Here is an 11,873-nt window from a genome sequence, read left to right on the forward strand (position 1 = left end):
CAGGCGGACAATGCCGCTTTCGCAGCGTTTTTCTTAACATAGATGTTAGATTGGCGAACAGCCGCACTGAAAAAGATGAGCACATTAACGGAGGCTAATGAACAATGCGTAAAACGAAAATTGTATGTACGATCGGTCCTTCCAGCGAATCGCTGGAAAACACGAAGAAACTGATTATGGCCGGCATGAACGTCGCCCGTCTCAACTTTTCGCACGGCGACTTTGAGGAGCATGGCGCGCGTATCGCCAACATCAAGCAGGCAGCCGCCGAGCTTGGCAAAACCGTAGCCATTTTGCTCGATACGAAAGGTCCGGAAATTCGTCTCGGCAAACTGAAAGAGGAGCCGATTGAGCTTGTACAGGACGATTACATCGTTCTTACAACCGAAGAAATTCTCGGCGACCGCAACCGGATTCCGGTAACATACAGCAATCTGACGCAGGACGTTTCGGTCGGTTCCACCATTCTGATTGACGACGGCCTGATCGGACTGACGGTCGTCGATGTTCAAGGTACGGAAATCAAATGCCGCATCGTGAACAGCGGCCCGATCAAGAGCAAGAAAGGCGTTAATGTACCGGGCGTACATATTTCGCTTCCGGGCATTACGGAGAAGGATGCGGGCGATATCGTATTCGGCATCGAGCAGGGCATCGACTTCATCGCCGCTTCGTTCGTGCGCAAAGCAAGCGACGTGCTTGAAATCCGCGAGCTGCTGGAGCGCCACAACGCCAGCCACATTCAAATCATTTCGAAAATCGAGAACCAGCAGGGCGTGGACAACCTGGACGAGATTCTGGAAGTGTCCGACGGCCTGATGGTTGCGCGCGGCGACCTCGGGGTGGAAATACCGGCCGAGGAAGTGCCGCTCGTGCAAAAAGAAATGATCGCCAAGTGCAATCGCGCCGGCAAGCCGGTTATTACCGCGACCCAAATGCTGGATTCCATGCAGCGCAACCCGCGCCCGACCCGCGCGGAAGCGAGCGACGTGGCAAACGCCATTCTCGATGGAACGGATGCGATCATGCTGTCCGGCGAGACGGCTGCCGGCAAATATCCGGTGGAATCGGTTCTGACGATGTCCCGTATTGCTGAGCGCGCCGAGTCTGCCCTTGACTACCGCGAAATTTTGACGAAGCAGGCGGATGCGCAGCAGACTTCGGTTACGGAAGCGATCAGCCAGGCGGTTGCCAACTCTGCGCTCGATCTGAAGGCGAAAGCGATCATTACGTCGACCGAAAGCGGCTTTACCGCGCGCATGGTATCCAAATACCGTCCGCTTGCGCCGATTATTGCCGTTACGCCGAATGAATACGTGATGCGCCGTCTTTCGCTCACGTGGGGCGTTATTCCCGCCCACGGCGAATTTGCAAACACGACCGACGAAATGTTCGATATCGCCGTTAACGGAGGCATGGACACAGGCCTGCTGAGCCTTGGAGATACGATTGTCATTACGGCCGGGGTGCCGGTAGGACGCGCAGGAACGACCAACCTGATCAAGGTGCATCACATCGGCGAGCTCGTGGCCAAAGGCCAGGGCATCGGCAGCCAAATGGCAACCGGCAAAGTCGTCGTTGCCCGCACGCCGGAAGAAGCGATTGCGAAGACGGCGAAAGGCTCGATCCTCGTTACGGTAAGCACCGACAAGGAATATATGCCGGCGTTTGAAAAAGCGGCCGCCGTCATTACGGAGCAGGGCGGAATTACGAGCCACGCGGCCGTCGTCTCTCTTAACCTGGGCATCCCGTCGATTATCGGCATTGCCAACGCGACGGAGCTGTTCACCGACGGCATGGAAGTGACGGTATACGGCGAGACGGGCGTCATTTACACCGGCCAATCCAAGGTACTGTAAGGAACTGCAAACAGGACAAGCTATTGTCTAAGTGATAGAAGCGCACAGAAGCGATGGTGAATTCACCGTCGCTTTTGCTGTATAATGGTATTTTATTGAAGTTGCAACATGAGTAAGGGGGATGTATTCAGATGAAGCAAGCACAGTGGCATCTGCATCCGCTGCGCGTCCGTTATGAGGAAACAGACCGGATGGGGGTCGTCTTTCATGCCAACTATGCGACCTGGTTCGAGATCGGGCGGACGGAACTGGTGCGCAGCTGCGGATTTCCTTATGCGGACATTGAGAAGAACGGGCTGCTGCTGCCGGTGGTGGAATTAAACTGCCGCTTTGCGGCGCCCGCAAGGTACGACGATGAAGTGATCGTGTGCACGCGGATTGCCGCGTTTTCGCCGTCGCAAATTCAGTTTCAATCGCAGGCAAGAAAAATTTCCGGACCGCTGCAGCTTCCCGAAGGGGGCTTTACTAGTGTCCGTTCGGAGGATGAGCTGCCGGGCGAGCTGCTTGTCAGCGGCGGCACGAAACATGTGTGGATCAATTCGGATTGGAAGCCGGTACGGCTGCAAAGAACGATACCGGAGCTGTACGATGTGTTGAAAACGCTTAGTAGCGAGGAGGAAGCCGGATGAAACGCAGGGGAAGGGTGCTGCAAACGATTGTGCTTGCGGTAATCGTTGCGGCCGTTTTGGAGATCGGCGGCATTATGATTGTCAGCCATTGGATCGGGGGCGCGGCCACATTCGGCCTGATGCTGGCCACGGCTGTCGCCGGGGCTCTCGCAGCGAGATCCGAAGGACGCAAGGCGCTTACGGAAGCAAAGCGGCAGATGCAGACCGGCCAGCCTCCGGGCAGAGCGATACTGGACGGTCTGTGCATTTTGGGAGGCGGCCTGCTGCTCATGCTGCCGGGATTCATTTCGGATCTGGTTGGACTTACACTGCTGCTTCCGCCGACCCGCCTCTTTTACCGGCAATTGCTGCTCCGGTGGTTGGAAAAGGTGATGCGTGGTGGCGGGAGCGGCCCTTTTATTATCGGAAAGTGGCAGGGGCGTCACTAGTTCTCTCGCGCGCCCCTAGCGTCAGCGGCTGCCCTTCATCACATACCGGTACAGATCCCGGAATACGTTCGCCCGGTGAAACGCCGTTAAAATGACAAGGGTGACGGGGCCGATAATAAGCCCGATTACCCCGAACAGCTTCAGTCCGACGAACATGCCGATCAACGTTGGAAGCGGGTCGAGCCCGACGCTGCTTGACAGCACTTTCGGTTCAATCATTTGCCTTGCGACGAGTATGATGATGTAGAGGACCGACATCCCGACGCCGAGCGTCCAGTCGCCGTACAGAAACGTATAAGCGATCCACGGTATAAACACGGCTCCGACGCCCAAGTACGGAAGCAAATCGACGAGTCCGATCAGCAGCCCGATCGTGATGGCATAGTTCACCCGTAAAATTAAGAGGCCCGTAATGACGACGGCCGCCGTAATGGAGATCATAATGAGCTGGGCGCGCACATAACCGAACAGCGCTTTGCGCAGATCTCCCCAAATAACGGATGTGGTTCTGCGGATGCCCGGGGAAAACCAGCCGGAAATGCGTGTAAAATGTTTGTACCAGTCCTTGCTGATAAAAAAGCCTGCCAGCGCCACGACAATCAGTATCGTTGCAACGTTCGGCAGCGAGGTGAGCGTGTTTTTGATCGCGTTCAGGAAGAAGGTGAGCAGATCGCTGCTCGCGCCGGCCAGTAGACCGGCCGTGTCCGAAATTTGGTTTTTGATCGTATCCTGATAATCCGGATTTTGCTGGTAAAAAGAGTTGATCCGGTTGATGAAATCTTGAAATTCCGGAGAATCGGCGATTTTTTGGAATTCATTTTTCCACCATTCGATCGTTCCGTTCAGCGAGCTGGTCAGATTGATAATTTCCATGACGATGCGGGTTACGGCCGCAGTTACGATCGTAAGCAGCGCGGTCACGAACAGCAGCAGCGTAATCGTAACGGCCAGCCATCGCGGTAATTTGACCTGGCGCTGCAGCACATTGACCAGGGGGTTCATCGCGTAGGCGAGCAGCCAGCCGATCAGAAACGGATAGAGAAGCGGCGTCAAATATTTGACCGCCATGTAAAGAAGGACAATGCAGATGAGCACGAATAAGCCCCGCATCACCCGATGCACAATAATACGGTCCAATGATGGTCCCCCTTCTTAAAGCTGTATCAGTTCAATAAACCGCCTAAAGATGATTTTATCATGCAGTGACTATTTATTACCAGTTCCGCGAAGTAAACGTCCGGCTTAACACTGCAGTAAAGAAAGGACGGCCGCGTTTACATCACGTTTACAAATCTTTAACAAATTCCGAATTATCATCTTATATAATAGGGACAACATTAGGGGGAGGCACAATAAACAATGATGAAGCAATTGTCTCGTTATGTAAATCGGGATTTGAGCTGGCTTGAATTCAACCGCAGAGTCATGGCGGAAGCAAAGGACCATTCCGTGCCGCTGCTGGAAAGGGCCAAATTTTTGGCGATCGTCTCGTCCAACCTTGATGAGTTTATGAGCGTGCGCGTGGCAGGCATTCAAGACCAGTTGAAAGCCGGATTTACGAAGATCGACTTTACCGGCTACTCGCCGGCCGGCCTGTGGAAACGACTGCTTAAACGGACCGGGCAGATGGTCGGGGAACAGTACCGCACCTACCGCGAAGTGATGCGGGAACTGTCCCGCAAAGGCATCGTGCTGACGACGGTCGCCGAGCTGAACGCCAGCCAGTCTGCCGCGATGGACACTTATTTTCGCGAAATCGTGTTTCCCGTGCTTACGCCGATGGCGGTCGATCAGAGCCGTCCGTTTCCGCTTGTACATACGAAAGAGCTTTACTTGGCCGTGCTGCTGCGCGGCGAAGGCGAAACCGAGGCGGATGAGCCTTATTTCGCGATCGTGCAGGTTCCTTCCATTCTTCCTAGGTATGTCCGGCTTCCGGGAAGAGCCAACAGCAAGAAGGCGACCTTTATTTTGCTGGAAGATTTGATCCAAACTTATATCGATACGCTCTTTAACGGTTATACCCCATTTGCCGTCCATCCGTTTAGGCTGACGCGCAACGCGGATTTGACGCTGAATGAAGAAGGGGCGGAAGATTTGCTGGAGGAGATCGAAAAAGAGCTGAGACGGAGGCGGTGGGGCATTCCGGTGCGGCTGGAGACCGGCGCTTCGTTTCATCCTTACGCGCTGGAGCGGCTCAAGGAGGAGCTGGAAATTGACGATCATGTCATCGAAATCGACGGCCCGCTCGATCTCAGCTTTTTAATGAAATTCGCCTCCGCGCTGCCCGGCTTTGACGATCTCCGTTACCCGCGGCTTGAGCCGGTCTATCCCGCGGAGCTGGAAGAGACGGACGATATGTTCGAGGTGATCCGCCAGCGGGACGTCTTGCTGTATCATCCGTACGAATCGTTTGAAGCGGTCACCGATTTTGTGCAGCAGGCCGCAGCCGATCCCGATGTGCTCGCAATCAAAATGACAATGTACCGCGTCAGCGGACAATCGGCGCTCGTCCAGTCGCTCGCCGAGGCGGCAGGAAATGGCAAGCAGGTGACGGTTGTCGTCGAGCTGAAGGCCCGGTTCGACGAGGAGCGGAACATCGCCTGGGCAAGACAGCTGGAGAAGGCGGGCTGCCATGTCGTTTACGGGCTTGTCGGTTTGAAGACGCACGCCAAAATTTTGCTCGTCGTCCGCCGGGAGGGAAATACGCTCCGCCGCTACGTCCATGTGGCGACCGGCAATTATAACGATATTACGGCCAAACTGTACACCGATATCGGTTTGTTTACCGCCCATCCCGTCATCGGGGGGGACGCTTCGGCGCTGTTTAACGAGGTGACGGGGTACTCCGCGCCCTATGAATGGCAGGCGTTCGGCGTTGCGCCGGCCGGTCTGAAGGAGATACTGCTGGATCTCATCGACCGCGAGAAAGAGCATGCGCTTGCCGGCAGGCCGGCCCATATTATTGCCAAAATGAATTCCCTGTCCAATCAGGAGATGATCGACAAGCTGTATGAAGCGTCGAAGGCCGGCGTTACGATCGAACTGATTGTACGCGGAGTCTGCTGCCTGAGGCCCGGCGTGCCGGATTTAAGCGAGAACATCCGCGTCTTCAGTATCGTAGACCGGTTTCTGGAACATTCACGGCTGCTGTATGTACGCAACGGCGGGGATGAGCAGGTATATATTTCGAGTGCGGACTGGATGACGCGCAACCTGACCCGGCGCATCGAGCTGATGTGCCCCGTGTTCGATCAGAGGCTGCGCTCAAGCCTGATTAATGTGCTGCAGCTCAGTCTGCAGGACAACGTCAAGTCGCGCGAACTGAAGTCCAGCGGCTTATATGAGCCGACGGTCGGCGGTGCCGATCCGGTGCGAAGTCAATTCCAGGCCGAACGGATTCATTCCTGGAAAATTCAGGGGTAGCTCGGATCGAGCAGCTCCGGCTGAAGTCCCCAGCATTTGCGGAATTCTTTGGCGATGCTCTCGACTTCCGCTTTCTCAAGCACAAGCGGGCCGGCGCTGCGCAGCGGCTTCAGCACGAGCGCGCCTTCCTTGACGAAGGAGACGATGCGGCTGATGCTCTGCGTTTGCCCGCGGTCCAGCGCGGCTGCAAGCAGCAGCAGCGAGCCGAGGCGGTAGACCGTTTCCATGTCTTCCTCGCTCAGCAGGTCCTCGTACGGCTCCAGCTGGCGGCGCGTGCGGCTGCGGGTTTTAAAGGAGGCGATGGCCGCCGTCATCATAATTTCACGGTGGGTCATCCCGTTCAAATACGAATGGGTAATCAGGTAGAACGTATGCTGCGCATATTGATTATAATCGATGGAGGCGCCGATTCGGTACAGGATCGAGGAGGCGTCCAGCATCGTGCGCGCCCGTTCGGGAGCCTGCCACTTCCCGCCGAGCTCGTCCAGCAGCTGCAGCGCCAGCCGGTTGACCTGGTTGACGTGCGGGAGAGGCGCTTCGGGATACAGCGCATACAGATTGTTCACGCTGTAACCGATAATATTGTCAAGACGCGGCCGCTGCGGAAAAGACGCCTGGAAAAAAAGACCGTCTCGAAGCCCCGCTCCGCATACGAGGTAACCGGATGCCCCGGTGAACCGGAACAGCACTCTCAGTATGGCGATTCCGGGAACGATCAGATCGACCCGGTCTTTGGACAGACCGGGAAATTTGCGGCGCTTTTCCATCGGCAGCTTGCGCAGCGTATCGAACAGCCGGTCTATACCGGCCTCCTCCATCGCGTAATTGTGCGTCTGCGGAAACGGATATTTGCGCACCGCCTGATGAATTTTGCCGGCGGCGCGTATCGTTCCGCCAACCCCGACCATCGGCAGCCCGGGGGCCGAGCGCAGCCAAGGCTCGCGGGCTGCCGCAATCTCCACCAGATCTTCAAGCTCTTTCAGCGCTATTTCGTCAAGCATCCCTTTGGGCGCGAACCGTTTCGTCAGGCTGACGCAGCCGAACGGAAAGGAGACGCTTTTCACAAGGGTCCGGTCCCGGAACAGCGACACTTCGGTGCTTCCGCCTCCAATATCGATTAGAAAACCGTCGCTTACATCCATTGAGTTAATCATGCCGAGGAACCCGAACTTCGCTTCCCGTTCGCCGGACAGAATCTCGATGCCTAGTCCTGTCTCGGCGTTAAGCTTGGCGATGACTTCCTTGCCGTTGGCGGCGTTCCGTACGGCCGCCGTGGCGACCGTACGGATGCGGCCTACTTTATGATTGACGCAGAGCAGCCGGAAATGGTTTAAAATATTAATAAGCTCGGTTACGGTTTTGTCGCCGATGCGGCCCCGCTCGTCGATCTGATCGCTCAGCCGCGCAGGATGCTTGCTGCCGTCAATGACGCGGTGCGCCCCGCTCTCGGTCTGTTCGTAAACGACGAGACGGATAGAGTTTGACCCGATATCGATTATGCCGATGCGTTGTTCTGTCATAGGTTCCTCCTGACATTAAGTCTGCCTGCGAGCGTGGACTCTTTTTCGATATTTTACCACTTTGATCGTCTTAATCCTACTGAAGCATGCTGTTATTATCGGATGAATTTCGAGCAGATGAGCCCATCCATGCTATCCTGCAAAATTAAAAGAGCGCAGCGGCAGCCTCATTTATGAAAAAACAAAAATTTATGAAGCCGATAAAGCATTTTTATGTCCGTTGCAGTTTCTTTCTGAACTGAAATAAACTATGATTAAAATGGTCGATTGAGTAAAGGTATCCGATTAAGGGGCAATAGTTCGGATTGTGCGCGCCTTCTATCCAACCTAAGGGGCTGCGCATCGATAACGCCAGTTGAAGCCAAAGGAGAGATAGTCCATGACAGCAATCAAAGGTCTTGAGGGCATCGTCGCCACGACTTCGTCCATAAGTTCGATTATCGACGGTATTTTGACTTACCGAGGCATTAATATTGATGACTTGGCTGAGAACGCTTTATTTGAGGAAGTTGCCTACTTGCTCTGGTATGGCAAGCTGCCGACAAAGACCGAATTGGACGGTCTTCGCAAACAGTTGGATGAATTCGCTGCCATTCCCGCAGAAGTAATTGAAGCGATCAAACTTTATCCCAAACATACAAATTCAATGGCGGCCCTTCGTACGGCGATATCCAGCCTTGCCCTGTATGACGAGGAAGCGGGGGATATGTCGCCCGAAGCGAATCAGCGCAAAGCGATCAGGCTGCAAGCCCAGCTGCCCGCCGTCATCGCCGCATTTGCCCGGATCCGCGAAGGCAAGGAACCGGTGGCGCCGCAAGCGGGAGGTTCCGTCGCAAGCAATTTCCTGTACATGTTAACGGGAGAGGCCCCGGACTCCGTTGCTGTGAAAGCGCTTGACCAAGCCCTTGTGCTGCATGCCGACCATGAGCTGAACGCTTCCACGTTCGCCGCCCGCGTTACGGTCGCTACCCTTTCCGATATATATTCCGGCGTTGTCGCCGCTATCGGAGCGCTCAAGGGACCGCTGCACGGCGGAGCCAACGAAGCCGTTATGGTCATGCTGGAGGAGATCGGATCGCCTGCCAACGTGGAAGCTTACATTAACGGGAAGCTGACGAACAAAGAGAAAATTATGGGCTTCGGCCACCGCGTTTACAAAGACGGCGATCCGCGCGCCAAGCATCTGCAGAAGATGTCCCGCGAGCTCGGCGAGCGCATCGGCAATATGGATCTGTACAATATGTCCGTCAAGATCGAAAGTCTCGTAACCGGGCAAAAAGGGCTGAAGCCGAACGTCGATTTTTATTCGGCATCCGTCTATACGACGCTGAAAATTCCGCGCGATCTGTTCACGCCGATCTTTGCCATCAGCCGCGTATCGGGATGGACGGCGCATATTTTGGAACAGTACGAGAACAACCGTCTCATCCGCCCGCGTGCGGAATACACCGGCCCGGCTTCCGCCAAGTACGTTCCGATCGACCAGCGCTAACGAATGCTGGACGCGCGCGTCTGCCGATGTGCGCGTCTTTGTGCGTGCGCTTGGGACATTCGTCAGTATATAATAAGATGGGCTCAATCATTTCATCAAAATTCTAACCGAATTCAAGGAGGACTAGAACAAATGCCGCAACTCGAAAAATTCGCGCTTCCGACCGAAGGGGAGCAAATTACGATTCAAGATGGCAAGCTGCAGGTGCCGGCCAACCCGATCATTCCGTTTATCGAAGGTGACGGAACGGGCCGCGACATTTGGCGCGCCTCCAAACGCGTTCTCGACGCGGCTGTCGAGAAAGCTTACAAGGGCGAGAAGAAAATCGCCTGGTACGAAGTGTTTGCCGGCGAGAAAGCGTTCAACGAATACGGCGAATGGCTGCCTGCGGATACGCTGACGGCGATTCGTGAATATATCGTCGCGATTAAAGGGCCTTTGACGACGCCGATCGGCGGCGGCATCCGTTCCTTGAACGTGGCGCTCCGCCAGGAGCTCGACCTGTACGTCTGCCTGCGTCCGGTCCGTTACTTTGACGGCGTGCCTTCGCCGGTGAAGCATCCGGAGCTGGTCGACATGGTTATTTTCCGCGAAAATACGGAAGATATTTACGCCGGCATCGAATATCAGGAAGGCTCCGAAGAAGTGAAAAAGGTGCTTGCGTTTCTGCAAAACGAAATGGGCGTCAAAAAAATCCGCTTCCCGGAAACGTCCGGCATCGGCGTCAAGCCGGTTTCCTCGGAAGGATCGAAGCGTCTTGTGCGCGCCGCGATCAACTACGCGATCCAGCACGGCCGCAAATCGGTTACGCTTGTGCATAAAGGCAACATCATGAAGTTCACCGAGGGCGCGTTCAAAAACTGGGGCTACGAAGTGGCCGAGCAGGAATTCGGCGACAAAGTATTCACCTGGGGACAATACGACCGCATTAAGGAAGCCGAAGGAACGGAAGCTGCGAACAACGCGCAGAAGGAAGCCGAGGCAGCGGGCAAAATTATTATCAAAGACGCAATCGCGGATATCGCGCTGCAGCAAGTATTGACCCGTCCGACCGACTTCGACGTCATCGCGACGCTTAACCTGAACGGCGACTACCTCTCCGACGCGCTGGCTGCGCAAGTCGGCGGCATCGGCATCGCTCCGGGTGCCAACATCAACTACCTTACCGGACATGCTATCTTTGAAGCGACGCACGGCACCGCTCCGAAATATGCCGATAAAGACGTCGTCAACCCGGGTTCGGTTATTTTGTCCGGCGTTATGCTGCTCGAGCATCTGGGCTGGCAGGAAGCGGCTGATCTGATCTACAAAGGCCTGGAAACGTCGATCAACAACAAGACGGTTACGTACGACTTTGCACGTTTGATGGAAGGCGCTACCGAAGTGAAATGCTCGGAATTTGCGGATCACGTCATTGCCAACATGTAGCAACCCGAGACGGAACCGGCGCTCGCTTTATTGCGGCGGCCGGTTCCGCCCCATTTAAATATTTGGGAGGTAGTTCGAACAATGGCAATCAAACGCAAAAAAATTACCGTCGTCGGAGCCGGCTTCACGGGTGCTACGACGGCGCTTATGCTTGCGCAAAAAGAGCTTGGCGATGTTGTGCTCGTCGATATTCCGCAGCTTGAAAATCCGACGAAGGGCAAAGCGCTGGACATGCTGGAAGCTTCGCCGGTTCAAGGGTTTGACGCCAACATTACCGGAACCTCCAATTACGACGATACGAAGGATTCCGATGTCGTCATCATTACGGCGGGCATTGCGCGCAAACCGGGCATGAGCCGCGACGACCTCGTAAGCACGAATGCCGGCATCGTGAAATCGGTCTGCGAAAATATTAAAGCGACGAGCCCAAACGCTTACGTCATTATTCTCAGCAACCCGGTCGACGCCATGACGTACGCCGCGTTCCAAGCGCTCGGTTTTCCGAAAAACCGCGTCATCGGCCAATCCGGCGTGCTCGATACGGCCCGCTACTGCACGTTCATTGCGCAGGAGCTTAACGTATCCGTTGAGGACGTGCGCGGTTTCGTGCTTGGCGGACACGGCGACGACATGGTTCCGCTCGTCCGTTATTCCAATGTCGGCGGCATTCCGATCGAGAAGCTCATTCCGGCAGACCGCATCGAGGCGATCGTGCAGCGCACGCGCGTCGGCGGCGGCGAAATCGTCAACCTGCTCGGCAACGGCAGCGCTTACTATGCGCCGGCGGCTTCGCTTGTGCAAATGACGGAAGCGATTCTGAAAGACAAGAAACGGATTATTCCGGTAATCGCGCTGCTGGAAGGCGAATACGGCTATGACAATCTGTTCCTTGGCGTTCCGGCCATTCTGGGCGGCGACGGCATCGAGAAAGTGTTCGAGCTGGAGCTCACCGCCGCAGAAAAAGCGGCGCTCGACAAATCGGCCGATTCGGTCCGCAGCGTCATCAAGGTCGTTGCGGGCGTCTAAGCGGCAAACGTACTTCAATAAGGGGTTGTCCCCCGCGTCATCACGGATGGCACAGGGACGACCCCTTT

At 55.5% G+C, this 11,873-nt stretch carries 9 protein-coding genes; 7 read left to right on the forward strand and 2 right to left on the reverse strand.

Features of this window, described 5'->3' with window-relative positions:
• The first annotated feature begins 104 nt into the window (after nt 1-104).
• The 3 genes from pyk to VN24_RS17330 all read left to right on the forward strand — a co-directional run bounded on the left by pyk (nt 105) and on the right by VN24_RS17330 (nt 2,916).
• A complete protein-coding gene (gene pyk / locus VN24_RS17320) occupies nt 105-1,859 on the forward strand; it encodes a pyruvate kinase (RefSeq protein ID WP_045671420.1) in 1,755 nt (584 codons plus the stop codon).
• Between the two features lie 131 nt (nt 1,860-1,990).
• Nucleotides 1,991-2,488, forward strand: coding sequence for an acyl-CoA thioesterase (locus VN24_RS17325; protein WP_045671421.1), 498 nt, complete (start codon nt 1,991-1,993; stop codon nt 2,486-2,488).
• Nucleotides 2,485-2,916, forward strand: coding sequence for an FxsA family protein (locus VN24_RS17330; protein WP_045671422.1), 432 nt, complete (start codon nt 2,485-2,487; stop codon nt 2,914-2,916). Before VN24_RS17325 ends, VN24_RS17330 begins: the two co-directional genes overlap by 4 nt.
• A 21-nt stretch (nt 2,917-2,937) precedes the next feature.
• Here the strand turns inward: VN24_RS17330 and ytvI are convergent, their stop codons facing one another.
• Nucleotides 2,938-4,053 (reverse strand): sporulation integral membrane protein YtvI, encoded by a 1,116-nt coding sequence (gene ytvI, locus VN24_RS17335; RefSeq protein ID WP_045671423.1) that lies wholly within the window; start codon nt 4,051-4,053, stop codon nt 2,938-2,940.
• A 222-nt stretch (nt 4,054-4,275) separates the two neighbouring features.
• On the opposite strand from ytvI, the gene ppk1 reads away from it, so the two are divergent.
• Nucleotides 4,276-6,339 (forward strand): polyphosphate kinase 1, encoded by a 2,064-nt coding sequence (gene ppk1 / locus VN24_RS17340; RefSeq protein WP_045671424.1) that lies wholly within the window; start codon nt 4,276-4,278, stop codon nt 6,337-6,339.
• On the opposite strand, the gene VN24_RS17345 is transcribed toward ppk1, so the two are convergent.
• Complete coding sequence (locus tag VN24_RS17345; protein ID WP_045671425.1) at nt 6,330-7,859, reverse strand: Ppx/GppA family phosphatase; 1,530 nt, start codon at nt 7,857-7,859, stop codon at nt 6,330-6,332. The two genes, ppk1 and VN24_RS17345, sit on opposite strands and share 10 nt — an antisense overlap.
• 379 nt (nt 7,860-8,238) lie before the next feature.
• On the opposite strand from VN24_RS17345, the gene citZ reads away from it, so the two are divergent.
• The 3 genes from citZ to mdh all read left to right on the forward strand — a co-directional run bounded on the left by citZ (nt 8,239) and on the right by mdh (nt 11,805).
• Nucleotides 8,239-9,351 (forward strand): citrate synthase, encoded by a 1,113-nt coding sequence (citZ, locus tag VN24_RS17350; protein WP_045671426.1) that lies wholly within the window; start codon nt 8,239-8,241, stop codon nt 9,349-9,351.
• 132 nt (nt 9,352-9,483) lie between these two features.
• On the forward strand, nt 9,484-10,779 hold the full coding sequence (icd, locus tag VN24_RS17355) for an NADP-dependent isocitrate dehydrogenase (protein WP_045671427.1): 1,296 nt from the start codon (nt 9,484-9,486) through the stop codon (nt 10,777-10,779).
• Nucleotides 10,780-10,860: 81 nt separating this feature from the next.
• Nucleotides 10,861-11,805 (forward strand): malate dehydrogenase, encoded by a 945-nt coding sequence (mdh, locus tag VN24_RS17360; protein WP_045671428.1) that lies wholly within the window; start codon nt 10,861-10,863, stop codon nt 11,803-11,805.
• Nucleotides 11,806-11,873 lie beyond the last annotated feature (68 nt).

It is taken from the genome of Paenibacillus beijingensis, from assembly GCF_000961095.1.
GTDB classification, from domain to species: Bacteria; Bacillota; Bacilli; order Paenibacillales; family Paenibacillaceae; genus Paenibacillus_O; species Paenibacillus_O beijingensis.

Coding starts and splice junctions, on each gene's coding strand:
- pyk (WP_045671420.1), top strand. CDS start 105: ATGCGTAAAACGAAAATTGTATGTACGATCGGTCCTTCCAGCGAATCG.
- VN24_RS17325 (WP_045671421.1), top strand. CDS start 1,991: ATGAAGCAAGCACAGTGGCATCTGCATCCGCTGCGCGTCCGTTATGAG.
- VN24_RS17330 (WP_045671422.1), top strand. CDS start 2,485: ATGAAACGCAGGGGAAGGGTGCTGCAAACGATTGTGCTTGCGGTAATC.
- ppk1 (WP_045671424.1), top strand. CDS start 4,276: ATGATGAAGCAATTGTCTCGTTATGTAAATCGGGATTTGAGCTGGCTT.
- VN24_RS17345 (WP_045671425.1), bottom strand. CDS start 7,859: ATGACAGAACAACGCATCGGCATAATCGATATCGGGTCAAACTCTATC.
- citZ (WP_045671426.1), top strand. CDS start 8,239: ATGACAGCAATCAAAGGTCTTGAGGGCATCGTCGCCACGACTTCGTCC.
- icd (WP_045671427.1), top strand. CDS start 9,484: ATGCCGCAACTCGAAAAATTCGCGCTTCCGACCGAAGGGGAGCAAATT.
- mdh (WP_045671428.1), top strand. CDS start 10,861: ATGGCAATCAAACGCAAAAAAATTACCGTCGTCGGAGCCGGCTTCACG.